The 17,833-nt window shown below is 66.9% G+C and carries 18 protein-coding genes; 5 read left to right on the top strand and 13 right to left on the bottom strand.

Annotated features, from left to right (window positions below; translation table 11 throughout):
• Positions 1-37: 37 nt before the first annotated feature.
• Positions 38-1,081, top strand: a complete 1,044-nt coding sequence (locus tag C3B78_RS06715) for an aminoglycoside phosphotransferase family protein (RefSeq protein ID WP_104997384.1) — start codon at positions 38-40, stop codon at positions 1,079-1,081.
• A gap of 17 nt (positions 1,082-1,098) precedes the next feature.
• Here C3B78_RS06715 and C3B78_RS06710 read toward each other — a convergent pair whose 3' ends face one another.
• The 3 genes from C3B78_RS06710 to C3B78_RS06700 are packed head-to-tail and all read right to left on the bottom strand — an operon-like array spanning position 1,099 to position 5,161.
• Positions 1,099-2,490 (bottom strand): pyridoxal phosphate-dependent decarboxylase family protein, encoded by a 1,392-nt coding sequence (locus tag C3B78_RS06710; protein WP_104997383.1) that lies wholly within the window; start codon positions 2,488-2,490, stop codon positions 1,099-1,101.
• Positions 2,491-2,547: 57 nt separating this feature from the next.
• Complete coding sequence (locus C3B78_RS06705; RefSeq protein WP_104997382.1) at positions 2,548-3,342, bottom strand: sulfite exporter TauE/SafE family protein; 795 nt, start codon at positions 3,340-3,342, stop codon at positions 2,548-2,550.
• 7 nt (positions 3,343-3,349) lie between these two features.
• Positions 3,350-5,161, bottom strand: a complete 1,812-nt coding sequence (locus C3B78_RS06700) for a proline--tRNA ligase (protein WP_104997381.1) — start codon at positions 5,159-5,161, stop codon at positions 3,350-3,352.
• A gap of 425 nt (positions 5,162-5,586) precedes the next feature.
• Between C3B78_RS06700 and C3B78_RS06695 the strand changes: the two genes are divergently transcribed.
• The 3 genes from C3B78_RS06695 to C3B78_RS06685 are packed head-to-tail and all read left to right on the top strand — an operon-like array spanning position 5,587 to position 7,816.
• The gene (locus C3B78_RS06695) at positions 5,587-6,426 is read left to right on the top strand and encodes an ABC transporter ATP-binding protein (protein WP_234005543.1); all 840 of its coding nucleotides are present in this window, start codon (positions 5,587-5,589) and stop codon (positions 6,424-6,426) included.
• 11 nt (positions 6,427-6,437) lie between these two features.
• Entirely contained in the window at positions 6,438-7,181 is a 744-nt protein-coding gene (locus C3B78_RS06690) for an ABC transporter permease (protein ID WP_104999672.1), read from the top strand.
• Positions 7,178-7,816, top strand: coding sequence for a TetR/AcrR family transcriptional regulator (locus tag C3B78_RS06685; RefSeq protein WP_199775350.1), 639 nt, complete (start codon positions 7,178-7,180; stop codon positions 7,814-7,816). Before C3B78_RS06690 ends, C3B78_RS06685 begins: the two co-directional genes overlap by 4 nt.
• On the opposite strand, the gene C3B78_RS06680 is transcribed toward C3B78_RS06685, so the two are convergent.
• The 7 genes from C3B78_RS06680 to dxr form a co-directional block, all read right to left on the bottom strand.
• Positions 7,813-8,703 (bottom strand): GNAT family N-acetyltransferase, encoded by an 891-nt coding sequence (locus tag C3B78_RS06680; RefSeq protein ID WP_104997379.1) that lies wholly within the window; start codon positions 8,701-8,703, stop codon positions 7,813-7,815. The two genes, C3B78_RS06685 and C3B78_RS06680, sit on opposite strands and share 4 nt — an antisense overlap.
• Positions 8,666-9,832 (bottom strand): flavodoxin-dependent (E)-4-hydroxy-3-methylbut-2-enyl-diphosphate synthase, encoded by a 1,167-nt coding sequence (gene ispG / locus C3B78_RS06675; RefSeq protein WP_104997378.1) that lies wholly within the window; start codon positions 9,830-9,832, stop codon positions 8,666-8,668. The genes C3B78_RS06680 and ispG overlap by 38 nt, the downstream gene beginning before the upstream one ends.
• A gap of 34 nt (positions 9,833-9,866) precedes the next feature.
• Positions 9,867-10,160, bottom strand: coding sequence for a YciI family protein (locus tag C3B78_RS06670; RefSeq protein WP_104997377.1), 294 nt, complete (start codon positions 10,158-10,160; stop codon positions 9,867-9,869).
• 75 nt (positions 10,161-10,235) lie between these two features.
• Positions 10,236-10,751 (bottom strand): hypothetical protein, encoded by a 516-nt coding sequence (locus C3B78_RS06665; protein WP_104997376.1) that lies wholly within the window; start codon positions 10,749-10,751, stop codon positions 10,236-10,238.
• Entirely contained in the window at positions 10,748-11,437 is a 690-nt protein-coding gene (locus tag C3B78_RS06660; protein WP_104997375.1) for a MarR family transcriptional regulator, read from the bottom strand. Before C3B78_RS06660 ends, C3B78_RS06665 begins: the two co-directional genes overlap by 4 nt.
• A gap of 125 nt (positions 11,438-11,562) precedes the next feature.
• Positions 11,563-12,894 (bottom strand): M50 family metallopeptidase, encoded by a 1,332-nt coding sequence (locus C3B78_RS06655; RefSeq protein ID WP_104997374.1) that lies wholly within the window; start codon positions 12,892-12,894, stop codon positions 11,563-11,565.
• Positions 12,895-12,911: 17 nt separating this feature from the next.
• Entirely contained in the window at positions 12,912-14,096 is a 1,185-nt protein-coding gene (gene dxr, locus C3B78_RS06650; RefSeq protein WP_104997373.1) for a 1-deoxy-D-xylulose-5-phosphate reductoisomerase, read from the bottom strand.
• 109 nt (positions 14,097-14,205) lie between these two features.
• Between dxr and C3B78_RS06645 the strand changes: the two genes are divergently transcribed.
• Positions 14,206-15,675, top strand: a complete 1,470-nt coding sequence (locus C3B78_RS06645; RefSeq protein ID WP_104999671.1) for a lipase maturation factor family protein — start codon at positions 14,206-14,208, stop codon at positions 15,673-15,675.
• Positions 15,676-15,686: 11 nt separating this feature from the next.
• On the opposite strand, the gene C3B78_RS06640 is transcribed toward C3B78_RS06645, so the two are convergent.
• From C3B78_RS06640 to C3B78_RS06630, 3 genes are read right to left on the bottom strand one after another with little or no spacing between them, the layout of a single operon-like run.
• Entirely contained in the window at positions 15,687-16,526 is an 840-nt protein-coding gene (locus tag C3B78_RS06640; protein WP_104997372.1) for an HpcH/HpaI aldolase/citrate lyase family protein, read from the bottom strand.
• On the bottom strand, positions 16,523-17,068 hold the full coding sequence (locus tag C3B78_RS06635) for a MaoC family dehydratase (RefSeq protein WP_104997371.1): 546 nt from the start codon (positions 17,066-17,068) through the stop codon (positions 16,523-16,525). The genes C3B78_RS06640 and C3B78_RS06635 overlap by 4 nt, the downstream gene beginning before the upstream one ends.
• A complete protein-coding gene (locus C3B78_RS06630; protein ID WP_104997370.1) occupies positions 17,065-17,832 on the bottom strand; it encodes a CoA transferase subunit B in 768 nt (255 codons plus the stop codon). The genes C3B78_RS06635 and C3B78_RS06630 overlap by 4 nt, the downstream gene beginning before the upstream one ends.
• Position 17,833 lies beyond the last annotated feature (1 nt).

Below are 17,833 nucleotides of genomic sequence, written 5' to 3'. Positions count from 1 at the left end.
CCGGGACAGCACGGCCGTTGCCCTTAGGCTGGGACTGATGAGCCAGCCAACGGTACTCCCCATTCCTCCGGACCTTGCCGCGCGCTACGGCGGCACCCCGGAAGGCCGGGCCTGGCTGGCTTCCTTGCCCGGCATCGCCGAAAGCCTGCTGGCCCGGTGGCATCTTGCCTCCGGCCTTGGTCCCGGCGTCGTGCCCTGGAACGGCCACGGTGCGGTCGTGATTCCGGTGGTCCGGGAGGACGCCTCCCCCGCTGCCCTCAAGATCGCCTTCCCCCACGACGAAGCGAGGGTGGAGCGGCATGCGCTGTCACTGTGGAGCGGGCGGGGCGCCGTCGCGCTGCTGGCGTCGGACACGGGCACGTGTTCCATGCTCCTCGAAAGGCTCGACGCCGGCCGCCCGCTCAGCAACGTGCCGATGGCTGACGCCGTGGTGGTATGGGGCGGGCTGGTCCGCCAGCTAAGCCTCCTTCCCGATGACCGGCCGCAGTGGCGGGAGTTCGAGCACATCGCCGCCCGTGCCGAACAGTGGAGCGACGACCTCCCCGCGGATTGGGAACAGCTCGGCCGCCCCTTTCCACGGTGGCTGCTGGAAGCGGCGCTGGAGGTGTGCCAGATACGGGGCGCGGTGGGGCGCCGCTCGGCGCGGGACGTCCTGGTCCATACGGACCTGCACTACCTCAATATCCTGGCCAGGCCGGGCACCCGCGCAACAAACGGAAAACCAACGCCGGACGGTTTCGCAGCCATCGACCCCCAGCCCATGATCGGCGAACCGGAATTCGGCGTGGCACCGCTGTTATGGAACCGCCTGCAGGACCTGCCGCTGAACCAGCCCGAAGCCGGCCTGCGTGGACGCTGCGCGGACTTCAGCGCCGCAGCCGGCCTGGACCCCGAGGCCGCCCGGCAATGGGCCGTGGCCAGGGAAGTGGCCAACGCGCTCTGGTACGCCGGGAAGCCCCGCCATCGCGGCGATTTGGCAAGGTCCCTCTGGGTTGCCAGTACCCTCGCCGGGCGGACCCTGGAAGGACTGCCGCCGGCACATGCTTTGCCGGAGCCCGGCCAGGCCGCGGGTCCGACCTGACCGGCCACGTTCCCAGGTCAGCTGCCGCGCACGGCGGCGAGTGCGGAACGGATGGCGTCCACGGCAGTGCCGACCTCGTCCCCTTCGGTGCGCCAGTTGCTGACCGACACCCGGAGGATGTCCCGGTCCCGCCACCGTGACCCGGACATCCATACCCTGCCGTCCCCGATGACGCGGGCCGTCACCGCCCGGGTGGTGGCGTCGTCGCCGAACGCCACGCAAACCTGGGTGTAGCCGACGTCGTTCAACACTTCCACGCCGTCCAGCCCGGCCAGCCCCGCGGCGATTTCCGAGGCCGCGGCGGCCATTCCCTCCACCTGGGCTGCCACGCCGTCGGAGCCGAGGCTCTTCAGGGCCGCCCACACCGTCACGCCGCGCGCCCGCCGTGACAGCTCCGGGACCTTTTCGAAGGGATCGCCGGGACCTTCCGCGTCATGCACCAGGTAGCTGGCGTGCAGGCCCATGGCAGAGCGAAGGGCTGCAGCATCCCGGACAATCGCGATGCCGCAGTCGTAGGGAACGTTGAGGGTCTTGTGGGCATCCGTTCCCCAGGAGTCCGCATCCTCATAGCCACGGATCAGATGGCGCAGTTCGGGGGCTGCGGCGGCCCACAGGCCGAAGGCGCCATCCACATGGACCCACGCTCCGTGTTTCCGGGCAACGCGGATGGCTTCGGGGAACGGGTCAAAAGCGCCTGAATGGACGTTCCCTGCCTGGAGGCAGACTAATGCGGGGCCTGAGCCTCCAGCCAGTGCTGCGTCCAGGGCTTCGGGGATCAACCGCCCCTGGCTGTCGGAGTCCACCACCGCGGGCTTGCCCAGGCCCAGGTAGCGCAGGCCAAGGTCCACGGTGTCATGCCGTTCCCGCCCCACCAGGCAGCGGATCCTCGGAGCGCCAGACAGCCCGTCACTGTCCAGGTCCCAGCCGGCGTCCGCAAGCAGCCGCCACCGTGCGGCGGCCATGCAGGTGAAATTCGCCATCGTGGCGCCGGTAACGAACCCGACGTCGGACTGTCCAGGAAGTCCCAGCAGTTCCAGGAGCCAACTGCCCGCGCCCTCCTCGACCGCCGCCATGGCAGGGGTGGCGTAGCGCAGTCCGGCGTTCTGGTCCCAGGCACTCACCAGCCAGTCGGAGGCAAGGGCGGCAGGTAGCGTCCCGCCGATCACCCAGCCGAAGAACCGGCCGGAGGGCATGGCCATGAGCCCCGGTTCTGCCGTCTTCGCCAGCAGGTCCACCACTTTCTCAGCCGGCATCCCCTCACGCGGCAGCGGGCCGCCAAAGGCGCCGGTGAGGTCATGGGCGGCCGCCGCCGGTCCCACGGGCCTCTCGGGAAGGCTTCGCAGCCAGGCCGCGGCGTGGCCTGCCGCTGCCGCCAGGGCCGGGGCGTACTCGTCATAGCCATGTGACATATCTGCATGCTACGCCTCCGCCGGCCGGGCCTCCGAGCCTGCTTTTCCAGGGCAGTTTCAGGCGAAGTTTTCCTGCCAGACGTCGTAGCCGAGCTTGATGATGAGGCCCGACACCACCAGCAGGAAGACCGCGCGGACAAAGCGGCTTCCCTGTTTGACTGCTGTCCTTGCTCCGAGGTAGCCGCCAGCCATGTTGGCAGCTCCCAGCAGCAGGCCGAGGCCCCACAGGAGGGAGCCGTGGGGCAGGAAGAACAGCAGTGCGCCCGCATTGGTGGCCATGTTGACGATCTTGGCTTTGGCGCTGGCTTCCAGGAAGGCATAGCCCATCGCCGAGACCAGGGCGATGACCAGGAAGGAGCCTGTCCCCGGGCCGATGAGGCCGTCGTAGAAACCGATGACGGCCCCGATCAGGCAGGCAATCACGTAGTGCCTACGGCCATCGTGCCGCAGCACGGTGATGCCGCCAACGTCCGGCTTCAGTGCAGTGAAAAGGGCGACGGCGACCAGCGCCGTGACGATGATGGGCTTGAAGACCGTAGCCGGCAGGGTTGCTGCCAGCACGGCGCCGCCAAAGCTGCCCGCCAGGGCGATCACGGCCATCGGCAGCGCCGTCTTAAGGTCCGGTCCCACCCGCCGGTAGTAGGTGGCAGCACTGGTGGCGGTGCCGAAGATGGACCCCATCTTGTTCGTCGCCAGCGCTTGGACGGGGGTGATCCCCGGGACCAGCAGCAGGGCGGGGAGCTGGATCAGCCCGCCCCCGCCCACCACTGCGTCCACCCAGCCGGCAGCGAAACCGGCTAGCACGATCAAAAGGAGTGTTGTCAGCCCGAGGGATTCGAGTCCGGACTCCACTGCCGGGTCAGCTGGTGCGGACAGCGTTGACTACGTAGTCAACTGCCTTGTCCACTGCCACGTTTTCGGCGTCACCACTGCGGCGGTCCTTGATCTCGACAACACCATCCACCAGGCCGCGGCCAACGGCAAGGATGGTGGGAACGCCCACCAGTTCGGCATCGCCGAACTTGACCCCGGGCGAAACCTTCGGCCGGTCGTCGAGCAGGACATCCAGGCCCGCTGCCTCAAGGTCGGCTGCCAGTCGCTCGGCGGTGGCGAAGATCTCTTCACCCTTGCCCACCGCAACAACATGTACATCGGCCGGGGCAACGGCACGCGGCCAGACGAGCCCCCGCGCGTCGTGGTTGGCCTCGGCCAGCGCCGCAACGGCCCGCGTGACTCCGACGCCATAGGAGCCCATGGTCACGGTGACCTGCTTGCCATTCTGGTCCAGGACCTTCAACTCCAGCGCTTCTGCGTACTTGCGGCCGAGCTGGAAGATGTGCCCCATCTCGATGCCGCGGGCGGTCTCCAGCGGGCCGGAGCCATCCGGGGCGGGATCGCCTTCGCGGACCTCCGTGCACTCGATGACACCGTCCCAGGTGAAGTCCCGGCCGGCCACCAGGCCGTATACGTGCTTGCCTGCCTCGTTGGCGCCGGTGATCCAGGTTGTGCCGCGGACCACGCGGGGGTCCACCAGGTACAGGAGCTTCGTTGAACTTTCGGCTCCCAGCAGGGGCTCCTCCAGGGACAGGCCGGGGCCGAGGTAGCCCTTCACGATGAGCGGCTGCTTCTTGAGGTCGTCGTCGTTGGCGGCTTCCAGGCCGATCTCACCGCCGATGGGCAGGAAGGAACCGATGTTCGCTTCGACGCGCTTCAGGTCCACGGCGCGGTCGCCCGGCACCCCGATAACCACCAGCTGGCGCTCGCCGGTGGGCAGGGTAACGGCGAGCACTACGTTCTTAAGGGTGTCGGCGGCGGTCCAGGCACCGCCGTCGGCTTCGCTGCGGGGGGCGAGTGTATTGGAGGCTGCCACCAGGGTGTCGATGGTGGGGGTATCCGGGGTGTCGAGCACCTCGGCGGCCGGAGCGCCGGTGAAGTCGATCTCAGCCGGGGCCACGGTGGTCACCGCCTCGACATTGGCTGCGTAGCCGCCGGCAGACCGGACGAAGGTGTCCTCGCCGATGTCGGTGGGGTGCAGGAACTCTTCGCTCTTGGAGCCGCCCATGGCACCGGCCGTCGCGGTTACCGGGATGACCTCCAGGCCGAGGCGCTCGAAGATGCGCAGGTAGGCGCCGCGGTGGGCGGCGTAGCTGGCGTCCAGGCCGGCGTCGTCCACGTCGAAGGAGTAGGAGTCCTTCATGATGAACTCGCGGCCGCGCAGGAGGCCGGCACGGGGACGCGCCTCATCGCGGTACTTGTTCTGGATCTGGTAGAGGCTCAGCGGCAGGTCCTTGTAGGAGGAGTACAGGTCCTTGACCAGCAGCGTGAACATTTCCTCGTGCGTGGGGGCCAGCAGGTAATCGGCGCCCTTGCGGTCCTGGAGCCGGAACAGGCCCTCGCCGTATTCGGTCCAGCGGTTGGTGGCCTCGTAGGGCTCACGGGGAAGGAGGGCCGGAAAGTGGACTTCCTGCGCCCCGATCCCGGCCATCTCCTCGCGGATAACGGCTTCCACCTTGCGCAGGACGCTCAGTCCCAGCGGCAGCCAGGTGTAGATGCCGGGGGCCGCGCGGCGGATGTAGCCTGCGCGGACCAGGAGCCGGTGGCTGGCCACCTCGGCGTCGACGGGATCTTCGCGGAGGGTGCGCAGGAATAGCTGGGACAGTCTTGTAACCACGGGTGGGTATCCGTTTCTGGGGAGTGCTGGAGAGCAGGGCCGGGATTTCGTCTGGTACTAATCTACCGGCTGGCCGGGCCACTCCCCGCTGGCGGGTACGCATCGCGGCAGGCCGGCACTTACCCGGAACGCAGTTGAGCCACGCCCGGAGATGCAAAGCCCCTGGCCCCCCATGAGGCTGGTCATCGCATCCGGGCGTGGCTCGACGCCGTTATCGCCTAAGTACTGGTGAGGACTGGTGAGACCGCCCACGCCACTCCAGCGCAGCTAGATCGAACCTATGTGATGGCGGGCACATTGACAAGTGTTTCTCCTTTTCTTGCTGTTGACCGGACCCTTCCGGCACCCTAGCCTTAATTCATCAGGTGATGAATTACGGTGCCTCCAGGTGCCGGCAGGCCTGCTCCCGGCAATGGAGTGCGATCATGTCCCATGCGGCAGCAATACCGGAAGTTCAAGGCAGAACGGCCGGGGACACCGTTGTCGCCGCCGGACTGGATGTCACGCGGGGCAAAGTTCCCGTCCTTCGCGGACTGGACTTCACAATCCCGGCCGGCAGGATCACCGGGCTGCTGGGCCCTTCCGGAAGCGGAAAGACAACCCTCATGAGGGCCATCGTTGGAGTCCAGCGGCTGACGTCGGGAACGGTGCAGGTCCTGGGCCTGCCGGCCGGCAGCGCTGCCCTGCGGCACCAGGTGGGCTATGTGACCCAGTCGCCAAGCCTGTACCCGGACCTGACGGTGGAAGCGAACGTCCGCTACTTCGGAGCCATGCACCGGAAAAGGAAGCTTGAGGCAGCGGAGGCGATTGCCGCCGTCGGGCTTGAACGCCAGGCCCGGCAGAAGACGGCCGACCTGTCCGGCGGCGAACTCAGCCGCGCCTCCCTCGCCTGCGCACTGGTGGCGCGTCCCCCGCTCCTGGTGCTGGACGAACCGACCGTAGGGCTCGACCCGGTACTGCGGGCGGACCTCTGGAGCAGGTTCCAGGCCATGGCAGAGGCTGGAACAACCCTCCTCGTGTCCAGCCACGTGATGGAGGAAGCCAGCAGGTGTGACGACTTGCTGCTCCTCCGTGGGGGCAGGCTGCTTGCCCGGCTGACGCCCAGGGAACTCAGCCGGCGCGGACACAGCAGCGATCTTGAGAGGGCGTTCCTCCACATCATCCAGGAGACGACGGCGGCGGATGCGGAGGCGGCGCCGGAGACGCCCGGGGCTCCGGCTGCGGGCACCGGGGAACCCAAGGCACAAGGTAGGAGCGTGCGGTAGTGGACCTCAGAATGATGCTTGCCACGACGCAGCGGGTGCTGGACCAGCTCCGCCACGACCACCGCAGCATCGCCATGATCCTGGTGGTGCCTGCCCTGCTGCTCACTGCGGTCTATTTCCTGTACGAGAACGAGTCGCTGCCCCCGGGAGTCCCCCGGACCTTCGACCGGGTAGGCCTGATGATGCTGGCCATCTTCCCCTTCGTGGTGATGTTCCTGGTCACCTCCATCACCATGTTGCGTGAACGGACCTCCGGAACCCTGGAACGGCTGCTCACCACACCTGTGCACAAAGCCGACCTCCTTTTTGGCTACGGCCTGGCGTTTTCGATCATGGCCGCCCTGCAGTCGCTGGTGGCCACTGCCGTTGCCTACTGGATTTTCGATCTCGACATCCAGGGGCCTCCCGGCTATGTGGTCCTGGTCGCCGTGATCAATGCTGTCCTGGGCGTGGCCCTGGGACTGCTGTGTTCAGCCTTCGCCAGGACCGAGTTCCAGGCAGTGCAGTTCATGCCCGTGGTGGTGGTGCCGCAGATCCTGCTGTGCGGACTGTTCGTGGCCCGTGACCGCATGAACGATGTCCTTGAAGCAATCTCCAACGTACTTCCGCTGACATTCTCCGTGGACGCGCTGCAGGAGATCGCTGCCAACACGGAAGCCACGGAACAGCTGTGGCAGGATGCCGGGATCATGGTGGCCATTGTTGTGGGCGTCCTGGTGCTGGCTTCCCTCACCTTGCGCAGGCAGAGCGCGTGAGCGCATCGAATGGACCGCCCCCGGCTGTGCGGCGGGGACGCCGGGGCGGGACAAACGCATCGCGGGGCCACATCCTCGAGACGGCCCGGCGGCTTTTCGCCGAGCACGGTTTTGAGGGGACCAGCCTGCGGCAGGTGGCGCGGTCGGCAGGGGTGGATCCGGCCATGATCCACCATTTCTTCAACGGGAAAGACGAGCTCTTCGCCCTCAGCGTGGAGCTTCCGGCGAATCCCGGGGAGGTGTTGGCCGGCGTGGAGGATTCTCCCCCCGGCGAGCGGGCCGAACTCATCGTCCGGGCAGTGCTGCGCCTGTGGGAGAGCCCTGCCCAGCCAGGACTGGTGGCATTCTTGCGCGGCACCATTGGATCGAAGGCGAAGACTGCCCTCCTTCGGGAAACCGCCACCCGGGCCATCATCAGCCGCATCATGGCCGGCGTGCCCGGGCCGAAGGAGGACGTGGCGCTCCGCGGCGACTTGGTAGCCACGCAGATGGTGGGATTGATGATGGTCCGCTACGTGGTCCGGCTGGAGCCGCTGGCATCCGCGGCACCCGAGGACGTGGTGCGGCTGGTCGCACCCAATGTGCAGCGCTACCTGACGGGAGACCTGGACAACCGGAAGAGGGAGCGGTCCTAGAAGAGAACGGTGGCGAAGGTCCCGACCTGCTGGAAACCGACCCGCTCGTAGGTGGCCCGGGCACGGGTGTTGAAGCCGTTGACGTAGAGGCTTGTGGTGGGTGCCACTTTCTGTGCCTGCTCCACCACTGCCGCCATATACCCGGAACTCAGCCCTTGGCCGCGGTAAAGGGGGTTCATCCAGACGCCCTGGATCTGGGTTACGTCGGAGGTGACGGCGCCGAGTTCGGCCTTGAACACCACTTCGCCGGCGTCATTCAGGTGCACCAGGGAGTGGCCTTGCCGAATCAGGCTTTCCACCCGGCGGCTGTAGAACTCCCTGCCGCCAAGGAAAGGGGAGTATCCCACTTCTTCCTCGAACATCGCTGCGCACGCCGGCAGGATGCGGTCGAAGTCGGCAAGGTTTCCCAGCCCCAGTCCCGGGTTCGGCTCAACGGACGGGGGGCCGGCGATGGTCATCAGCGGCTGGTCCGGGCGCACCTCGTGGGCCCGGTGCCCCAGCTCAACCAATTCGGCGTGAAGGGCCAGTACGGAACTGGCGGGGCCGAAGGCGGAGGCGTAGCGGCGTCCGGACGCGCTCGCCGCCGCAGCCACCGCTCCGGCCAGGTCCGGGTCCAGCTGGACGGGAACGAGGTTGGCCCCTGCCCAGCACGCACCTGCAAGGACGCCGTCGTCGAACACGCCGAAGACCCCGGCTCCGCCGCTGGTGGCTGCGGCGGAACCGGCGGCACGCAAGTGCGCCAGGATGAACACGTTCGTGACTGGATCACGCTGCGCCAGGCGCCTCAGCGCTGCAGTGTCCTCCCGCTCCAGGGTACGGACGGAGATCCCCGGCGGGTCGGGGACGTCCTTACGAGACGCTAACCACGGGGCTACCCTTGACAGCATCTTCGCCATCGGCCTCCCCCATCTCTTCCGCGATACGCATGGCCTCTTCGATCAGTGTCTCAACAATCTGGCTCTCAGGGACAGTCTTGATGACCTCGCCCTTCACAAAGATCTGGCCCTTGCCGTTGCCCGAGGCAACGCCAAGATCTGCTTCGCGGGCTTCTCCCGGGCCGTTGACCACGCAGCCCATGACCGCTACGCGCAGCGGAATCTCCATTCCTTCAAGCCCGGCCGTAACCTGCTCGGCCAGCGTGTAGACATCCACCTGGGCGCGGCCGCAGGAGGGGCAGGAGACGATTTCCAGCTTGCGCGGACGCAGGTTGAGGGACTGGAGGATCTGGTTTCCCACCTTGATTTCCTCCGCCGGCGGGGCGGAGAGGGAAACCCGGATGGTGTCGCCGATACCCCGGGACAGGAGCGCCCCGAAGGCCGTGGCCGACTTGATGGTTCCCTGGAACGCCGGGCCGGCCTCGGTGACGCCGAGGTGCAGCGGCCAGTCGCCCTTTTCGGCAAGCATCTCGTACGCAGCCACCATGATGACGGGGTCGTTGTGCTTCACGGAGATCTTGAAGTCGTGGAAACCGTGCTCCTCAAAGAGGGATGCTTCCCAGACGGCAGACTCCACGAGCGCCTCCGGGGTGGCCTTGCCATACTTCTTCAGGATTCCGGGCTCCAGGGAACCGGCGTTCACGCCGATGCGGATCGATGTTCCGTGGTCGCGGGCAGCCGCGGCGATCTCCTTGACCTGGTCATCGAACTTCCGGATGTTGCCGGGGTTCACCCGCACCGCCGCGCAGCCGGCCTCGATCGCCGCGAAGACGTACTTGGGCTGGAAGTGGATGTCCGCGATGACGGGAATCTGGGACTTCCGGGCGATGATGGGCAGCGCCTCGGCGTCGTCGGCGGACGGGCAGGCAACGCGCACGATGTCGCAGCCCGACGCCGTCAGTTCCGCGATCTGCTGGAGGGTGGCGTTGATGTCCGTGGTGGGCGTGGTGGTCATGGACTGCACGCTGATGGGCGAGTCCGAGCCGACCCCCACGGAACCAACTTTGATCTGCCGCGTCTTGCGGCGGGGGGCAAGGACGGGTGGCGGTGCTGCGGGCATTCCCAGGCTGACCGAGGTCACGAGGACTCCTTGAGATTCGAAAAGTTGAGGCGGCTTATGCGGCGAGGCCGGCCAGCACGCCGGTAATTGGCGACCATTCGGTGATGCGGGTTCCGGCGATGACTCCCGCTGCCGCGAACGGATCCTGCTTCAGGATCGAGTTGAGGGCGGCTTCATCAGCTGCCTTGAAAATCAGCAGCGCTCCGGCACCGTCACCGTACGGCCCGCTGGCCAGAATGGCGCCGTCCTGGGCCAGGCCGGCGGTCCATTCACGGTGCGCAGGCCGGACGGCATTGCGTTCTTCAGTGGATTCGGCGGCATAAACGTACTCAACGGCAAAAACAGTCATACCGCTACCCTATCGCCCTGCCTGCCTTCGCACGCATCCGGCGGGCTGCCTGCCACGGAAGGGGCAGACCTTTTGTCACGCCAGGAAGATGACCTTGACGGCCGCGGCCGTTCCTGCCGCCCACAGCATGGAGGTCAGTGTTCCGATGATGAACCGTTCAGCCGCCACGGGCGTTTCCTTCAGCTCCGCGAACCTGCCCAGGCCCTTGATGGCCACGATGTAGGCGATGGCCACCGGCTGGCCGGTAAGGATGGCAAGGCATACTCCGAGCCGCTCCAGGATTCCAATGATGGCGCCGCCCCGAAGGATCCGCTGGGTGGGAGCCGCCGGCTCGGAGCCGGAACCGCCCGACGGCGATGCGTTCCCCACGGCGGTCAGCTCATCGTCCACACTTTGGCCCCCTAGGGAAGGCGGGGGGTCGACGGTGACGTCCGCGGACGGATCGTCGGCTGCCCTCCCGGCTTCCTCGGCCGCCTTGGCGGCGTCCGCCTTGTCGTCGATGGTCTTGGCGAGCCGGAACACCAATGCGGTCACGGGCCAGCCGGCGAATCCTGCCACGAGCAGCGCAACCGTGATCCACAGTGCGTTCACTGGTTTCCTTCCGTCCGGGTGCCTGCAATCACGGACTGCGCATAGTCAAGGAGCATTGCCGCTGCAGGCCTTGCCGCCCATTCTTCCTGCCAGCCGGACCTCAGCACGGCACGGCTCACCGACTGCTCGGTGATTCCCAGGTCCCGGGCCACCTGCTTCTGGCTGCCGTGCCTGCCGTCACCCTGCACGCGCAGTTGGTCCACCACCCGCCACTGGGCCTCCGTACGCTGCTGCACCAGGCGCCCGATCAGGCGAAGCACTGCCTGTGCGTTGGAGCAGGCCATGGCGCCTTCCTGTGCCGAACTTTTCTGTTGCGGGGACCGAATGTCCTTTCCACGGACCATGGTGCCGGACACCACTGACAACGGGACCTGGCCGGCCGCGCCCTTGGCGAGTTCCACTGCCTTGCGCGCCGCCACGAAGCCGCTTCCGGACCCTTCGCGCGGGCTGGCACCCGGAACGAGGTTCACGGCGCCTATGCCGATCCCCACGTACCAGTACCCGCTGCGCAACGCATGCAAGGCGATGTCCACCACGTCCGCAGCCTGTTCCACGACACCCTGGAGTTCGTCACCCACTGAGCGCTCGAACGGAACCCGGGTGCGGCTCCGCAGCTCGGCGATCAAATCCGGGACGCGGTCCACGTCCGAGGTGCTCCCCCGCTGGTCAATGGTGAGAACGTACATGTTCCAACCTTAGGCAGCTGATCCAACAGGATCAACCACCTTCGGCTGATTATTAGATATCAGTCACATTCGGCTGAGAAGTGGTTTATCAGCCGCGAACTGCCCCTTCGAAGGAGTCGCCGGCGTCAGCCGAAGAGGTTCACGGGCTTCACGATGTCGGCATAGATGAGGAGCGCGCTCATCCCCATGAGCAGGGCGGCCACCACATAGGTCACCGGCAGCAGCTTGGCAATGTCGAAGGCTCCCGGGTCCGGCTTGCCGAGCAGCTTGGCCACGCGGCGCCGTGCACCCTCATACAGGGCGCCGGCAACGTGTCCGCCGTCCAGGGGCAGCAGCGGTATCAGGTTGAACACAGCCAGCGCGAAGTTCAGGCCTGCGAGCAGCCCGATCAGTGCGGCCAGCCTGGACTGCACCGGGATTTCTTCCATGGCGGCCACTTCACCGGCCACCCGTCCCACGCCCACCACGCTGATGGGGCCGTTCGGGTCACGGGGCTCCTCGCTGAAGGCAGCCTTCGCCACGCCTACGACGCGTGCGGGCAGGTTGAACACCACCCCCGCCACCTGGCGGATGTTCTCCCCCGCCATCGGAAGGACGGACGACGCCGGCTGGGCCACAAGTTCAGTCTGCGAACCGATGCCCAGGAAGCCTACGTCCTGGTAAAGGAGGGTGCCGGCGTCGTCCGTTGCCTGGCGCCCGTCCGCCCCGATGACGGGCCGGGCCGACAGCACCGGCGTCACCGTGGTGGACACCCGGTTGCCGTCCCGCTCAACGGTAATCCCCACCTCACGTCCTGCGGAGGCCCGGATCCATTCCGTCAACTGGTCCCAGCTGGTCACGGTCTTCCCGTCGAAGGAGGTGACCCTGTCGCCGGGCTTGAGGCCGGCCGCCGCGGCGGGGGTCAGCCGGCAGTCCGCCGAGTCGGGGTCCACGGTCTCCCCCGCCGCCACCTGGCACTTGGAGACGTCGGAGATGGTGGTGGTGGCCGTGGCTACGCCAAAGCCCATCAGCAGGACGGCGGTAAGGAGCACGCCGAGCACCATGTTCATGGCCGGCCCGCCCAGCATCACGATGATCTTCTTCCAGACCGGAAGCCGGTAGAACACCCGCCCCTCATCGCCGGGTCCCACTTCATCATGGGCAGCGGACCGGGCTTCGGCGGCCAGTGTCTGGAACATGCCCGTGCTGGAGGGCCGGACCGAACCGTCCTCCTTGTTGGGCGGATACATGCCGATCATGGAGACGTAACCGCCCAGCGGGATGGCCTTCACGCCGTACTCGGTTTCGCCTTTCCGCCGGGACCAGAGAGTGGGGCCGAAGCCGATCATGTACTTCGTGACGCGGACCTTGAAGAGCTTGGCTGGTACCAGGTGCCCCACTTCATGGAGCGCGATGGAGGCAGCGATGCCGATCGCCACAAAGACGACGCCGAGGACAAAGAGGAGAACGGGGGTCATTGACGTGCTGCTGCTTCCTAGAGACTGCTGACTGCTAAACGTTCGTGGGCGCGGGTGCGTGCCCAATCCTCAGCATCCAGCACTGACTCCACCGTCAGCCCGGAGGAGCCTGAATGTTCGCTGAGGACGGACTCGATGGTGTCCACGATGTCGGTAAACCTGATGCGTCCGGCATGGAAGGCCGCCACGGCTTCCTCGTTGGCGGCGTTGAACACGGCGGGGAACGTACTGCCCTGCTTCGCGGCGTCCTTGGCGAGGCCGACGGCGGGGAAGGCTTCCGTATCCAGCGGCTCGAATGTCCACGTGGCGGCCTGCGTCCAGTCACAGGCCGCGGCCGCTTTGGGCACCCGGTCCGGCCAGCCCAGCCCCAGGGCAATGGGGAGGCGCATGTCCGGCGGGGACGCCTGCGCAATGATGGATCCATCAATGAACTGCACCATTGAGTGCACTACGGACTGCGGATGCACCACCACGTCTATCCGGTCCAGCGGAACATCGAACAACAGGTGCGCCTCGATCACTTCCAGGCCCTTGTTGACGAGGGTTGCGGAATTGGTGGTGACCATGACTCCCATGTCCCACGTGGGATGCGCCAACGCCTCCTGCGGAGTTACCCCGAGCAGGTCGTCCCTGCTCCTGCCGCGGAAGGGACCGCCGGACGCGGTGAGGATCAGTCTTTCCACTTCCGCGGCAGACCCGGAACGCAAGCACTGGGCGATCGCCGAGTGCTCGGAATCGACCGGCACGAGCTGGCCTTCGCGGGCAGCGGCCTTCACCAGCGAGCCGCCCACAATCAGGGACTCCTTGTTGGCAAGCGCCAGCGTGGCGCCGGATTTGAGGGCGGCCAGGGTGGGCGCCAGCCCGATGGAACCGGTGATTCCGTTCAGGACCACGTCAGCCTCGACCCCCGCAATACGGGTGGAGGCGTCCGGTCCGGCAATGATTTCCGGCCGGTAATCCTGCCTGCCCGCCGCGGCTGCGGCTTCGGCCACCAAGGAGGCCAGTCGACCGGGGTCCCCGCCGGCGATGCCAATGACAGAGGCACCCGTGTGGACCGCCTGGCGCGCGAGGAGTTCCAGGTTGCCTCCCCCGGCACTGAGGGCCACCACCTTGAAAAGGTGCGGGGCGCCGTCGACGACGTCAATCGCCTGGGTGCCGATGGAACCGGTGGATCCGAGGAGGACGATTCTGCGTGGCTGCATTGCTTAAGTATCCCGCACCGCACTGCCGGACAACCGCAGCCCCCAACGGAGGTACACATCCCCTTGCCCCGGTGGCAGCACTGTTGGGAGCGGGCGTAACGTGGACTGCGTGGACTGGCTCTCCTGGTTTGATGCGCCGGAATACGAATTCGCCCGGCAGGTGCTGCAGCGCGGCGTGGCGGCACTGTATTTCGTTGCGTTCCTGTCCTCGCTGAACCAGTTCCCGGCGCTGCTGGGCGAACGAGGCCTTCTCCCGGCCCCCGAATACCTCTCCGGCTTCAGCCGCCTGCGCCGGCCCACCCTGTTCCGTTGGCGGTATTCGGACCGGCTGCTGCGCTGGGTGTGCGCCGCAGGGCTGCTGGTGTCGGCGCTGCTCGTGGCCGGCATCCCGCAGCAGGGCCCGCCGTGGGTTCCGCTGATAGCGTTCCTTATCCTGTGGCTGCTGTACATGTCCATCGTGAACGTGGGCCAGACCTTCTATGGGTTCGGGTGGGAGATGCTGCTCCTGGAGGCGGGCTTCACGGTGGCCTTCCTGGGCTCGGACCAGACAGACCCGCCCCGCACCATCCTGATCCTGATCGTGTGGCTGGTGTTCCGGCTGGAGTTCGGTGCCGGGATGATCAAGATCCGCGGCGGCCGGGAATGGCGTGACCTGACTGCCCTCTACTACCACCACGAGACGCAGCCCATGCCGGGTCCGCTCAGCCGGCAGGCGCACCTGCTGCCCAAGCCGCTGCACAAGGTGGAAGTGCTGGGCAACCACTTCGCCCAGCTGGTGGTGCCGTTCTTCCTGTTTGCTCCGCAGCCCGTTGCCAGCGTCGCGGCAGGCATTGTCATCGCAACCCAGCTCTGGCTGGTGGCCACAGGCAACTTCGCGTGGCTGAACTGGATTGCCATTGTGCTGGCCTTCGCCGCCGTGAGTGATCCGGTTGCCCACGCCGTCCTGCCGGCCATTCCGGTGGACTGGCACGGAGCGCCGGGCGTGGACCGGGAGACGCCGCTCTGGTGGCTGGCCATTACGCTGGCTGCCACGCTGCTGCTGGTTGTGCTCAGTTACTGGCCGCTGCGCAACCTCTTCTCCCGCCGGCAACTGATGAATGCCAGTTTCAACCGGTGGCAGCTGGTCAATACCTACGGCGCGTTCGGCACGGTCACCAGGCAACGGATTGAAATCGTGGTGGAGGGCACCCTCGACGAGGACCCGGACAACTCCTCCGAGTGGCGCGAGTACGGTTTCAAGGGCAAGCCGGGTGACCTCGGGAGGCTCCCCCGGCAATGGGCGCCCTACCACCTCCGCCTGGACTGGCTGATGTGGTTCCTGCCGCTAAGGACGGTCCATGAGGAGTGGTTCTACGCTTTCCTGGGCAAGCTCCTGGAGGCGGACAGGCAAACGCTGCGGCTCCTCCGCCATGACCCGTTCGACGGCGCGCCGCCGCGTTGGGTGCGCGTGCGCAGCTACCACTACCGGTTCGCAAGCCGCAAGGAGTTCCGGGAGACCGGGAACCGGTGGGTGCGGCGGCTGCTGTACGAGCCGATCCCCCCGCTGTCATTGCGGCGGTCGCAGGGGCAGCCGGGATGAGGGCGGACCAGCTAGCCCACGGCCTGGGCGCGGCGGATGATTTCCTGGGCGTGCTTGAGGAGGGGCCCGTCGATCATCTTCCCCTGGTACTTGAACACTCCTGACCCCGCTGACTCAGCGGCCTCCAGGAGGGCTTCAGCCGCCGCCACCTCAGCGTCGGACGGCGCGAAGGCGGCCCGGACCACGGCTGCCTGGCTCGGATGGATGCACGCTTTGGAGCTGAAGCCGGAGGCCACGGCGTCAGCCGCTTCCTCCTCCAGCCCGGAAAGGTCCGGGATGTCCGTGTAAACCGCATCCACCGCCTCCTTGCCGCAGGCGCGCGCAGCCAGCAGCACGGCGGAACGGGCGTGCATCGCCACGGCCCGGTAGCCGCCGTCGGCCTTCCTGCTGGACGTACCGCCCAGCGATGCCAGCAGGTCCTCCGCCCCCCACATCAGGCCCACCACGTTGGGGGCGGCTGCAATGGCGGGGGCGTTCAGGACCCCCAGGGCCGTTTCACACAGCGCGATCACCTGGTATCCGTCAAGGGCTTCGAGCTGCTGCGCGGTTTCCGCCTTGGCCAGCATGATTGTCCGGTAGGGGGTGTGGGCCAGGCAGTGCAGGTCCTTCTCGAACTCCTCCGTGCCTGCCGGGTTGACGCGCACGATGGTGCAGCTGGGTTCAAGCTCCGGTTCCACGCCGGTGGTCCCCAGCTGGGCGAGGATGGCACCGCGGGCGCGCTGCTTATCCGCCGGCGCCACCGCATCTTCGAGGTCCAGGATGACGGCATCAGCCCTGGCGGCCGCCTTCTGGTAGCGCTCCGGCCGGTCGGCAGGGCAGAAGAGCAGGGCGGGGCCCATCACAAAAGTCATGACTGCATTGTCTCCTGTCCGTGGTCCTGCCGCTTGGCATGGGCCTCGCGGGTCCACATCAGGCAGCTTCGGGTGGCCAGGGCCACCACCGTCCCGTCCTGGTTGCGGCCGGTGTGCTCCATGGTGACGATTCCCTGGCCCGGCCGGGAACCCGAGAGCCGCTTTCCGCTGATCACCGTCTCGGTGTAGAGGGTGTCGCCATGGAAGAGCGGATGCGGGAACGAGACATCGGCCAGGCCCAGCTGGGCGATAATGGTGCCCTGGGTCAGCTGAGAGACGGACTGCCCCACCATGGTGGCCAGGGTGAACATCGAGTTCACCAGCCGCTGGCCGAAGGGCTGACCCGCGCTCCAGGCGGCATCCAGGTGCAGCGCCTGGGTGTTCATCGTCAGCGTGGTGAACAGGACATTGTCGGCCTCCGTCACCGTGCGGCCGGGACGGTGGGCGTAGGTGACGCCCTCCTGCAGCTCCTCGAAGTACAGCCCGCGCTGCTCAATGACGAGCGGCTCGCCGCCGACGTCCTGCTTGTCTCCCCCGCTCATACCGTCAGTTCCCGGTCTTCCTCGAAGAGGTCCGCCCCGGTGGCGGCGGCCACGTCCTCCACGGAGACGTTTGGCGCCAATTCGCGCAGTATCAGCCTGGACCCGGACTCGTCCGCAACAACGTCGATGACCGCAAGGTCCGTAATGATCCGGTCCACGCAGCCCTTGCCGGTCAGCGGCAGGGTGCACCGCCTGACAATCTTGGGATTCCCGTTCCGGTCCACGTGCTCCATCATCACGATGACCTTCTTGGCGCCGAAGACCAGGTCCATGGCGCCGCCCATGCCCTTGACCATCTTGCCCGGGATCATCCAGTTGGCCAGGTCACCGTTGGCCGCAACTTCCATGGCGCCCAGGACTGCCACGTCCACATGGCCCCCGCGGATCATTCCAAAGGAAGAAGCCGAGTCGAAGAAAGCGGCACCCTTGTTGACCGTGACAGTTTCCTTGCCGGCGTTGATCAGGTCGGGATCAACCGCATCCTCCGCGGGATAGGGCCCGACGCCGAGGATCCCGTTTTCGGAGTGGAGCACCACTTCCACGCCGTCGGGAATGTAGTTGGGAATGAGGGTTGGCATGCCGATGCCCAGGTTGACGTACTGGCCGTTGCTGAGCTCCTTCGCCACGCGGGCGGCGAGTTCATTGCGGGTCCAGCCTTTGGCGGCGGTCCCGTCTGCCTGGACCGCGTGCTGTTGGACTGCCGCCCGGCGGTATTCGGGGCGGACGCCTTCGGGCCGTGGAGCGTAGGGGCTGTTGGGATCCATG

It is taken from the genome of Arthrobacter sp. PGP41 (assembly GCF_002953935.1).
GTDB lineage: Bacteria > Actinomycetota > Actinomycetes > Actinomycetales > Micrococcaceae > Arthrobacter.
The sequence above is the reverse complement of the archived record's forward strand: the minus strand, read 5'-3'. Positions and strand labels throughout refer to the sequence as shown.

Excerpts from the sequence above, each read along its gene's own strand:
- C3B78_RS06715 (WP_104997384.1), top strand. The coding sequence starts at position 38 with ATGAGCCAGCCAACGGTACTCCCCATTCCTCCGGACCTTGCCGCGCGC.
- C3B78_RS06710 (WP_104997383.1), bottom strand. The coding sequence starts at position 2,490 with ATGTCACATGGCTATGACGAGTACGCCCCGGCCCTGGCGGCAGCGGCA.
- C3B78_RS06695 (WP_234005543.1), top strand. The coding sequence starts at position 5,587 with ATGTCCCATGCGGCAGCAATACCGGAAGTTCAAGGCAGAACGGCCGGG.
- C3B78_RS06690 (WP_104999672.1), top strand. The coding sequence starts at position 6,438 with ATGATGCTTGCCACGACGCAGCGGGTGCTGGACCAGCTCCGCCACGAC.
- C3B78_RS06680 (WP_104997379.1), bottom strand. The coding sequence starts at position 8,703 with ATGCTGTCAAGGGTAGCCCCGTGGTTAGCGTCTCGTAAGGACGTCCCC.
- C3B78_RS06670 (WP_104997377.1), bottom strand. The coding sequence starts at position 10,160 with ATGACTGTTTTTGCCGTTGAGTACGTTTATGCCGCCGAATCCACTGAA.
- C3B78_RS06660 (WP_104997375.1), bottom strand. The coding sequence starts at position 11,437 with ATGTACGTTCTCACCATTGACCAGCGGGGGAGCACCTCGGACGTGGAC.
- C3B78_RS06655 (WP_104997374.1), bottom strand. The coding sequence starts at position 12,894 with ATGACCCCCGTTCTCCTCTTTGTCCTCGGCGTCGTCTTTGTGGCGATC.
- dxr (WP_104997373.1), bottom strand. The coding sequence starts at position 14,096 with ATGCAGCCACGCAGAATCGTCCTCCTCGGATCCACCGGTTCCATCGGC.
- C3B78_RS06640 (WP_104997372.1), bottom strand. The coding sequence starts at position 16,526 with ATGACTTTTGTGATGGGCCCCGCCCTGCTCTTCTGCCCTGCCGACCGG.
- C3B78_RS06635 (WP_104997371.1), bottom strand. The coding sequence starts at position 17,068 with ATGAGCGGGGGAGACAAGCAGGACGTCGGCGGCGAGCCGCTCGTCATT.
- C3B78_RS06630 (WP_104997370.1), bottom strand. The coding sequence starts at position 17,832 with ATGGATCCCAACAGCCCCTACGCTCCACGGCCCGAAGGCGTCCGCCCC.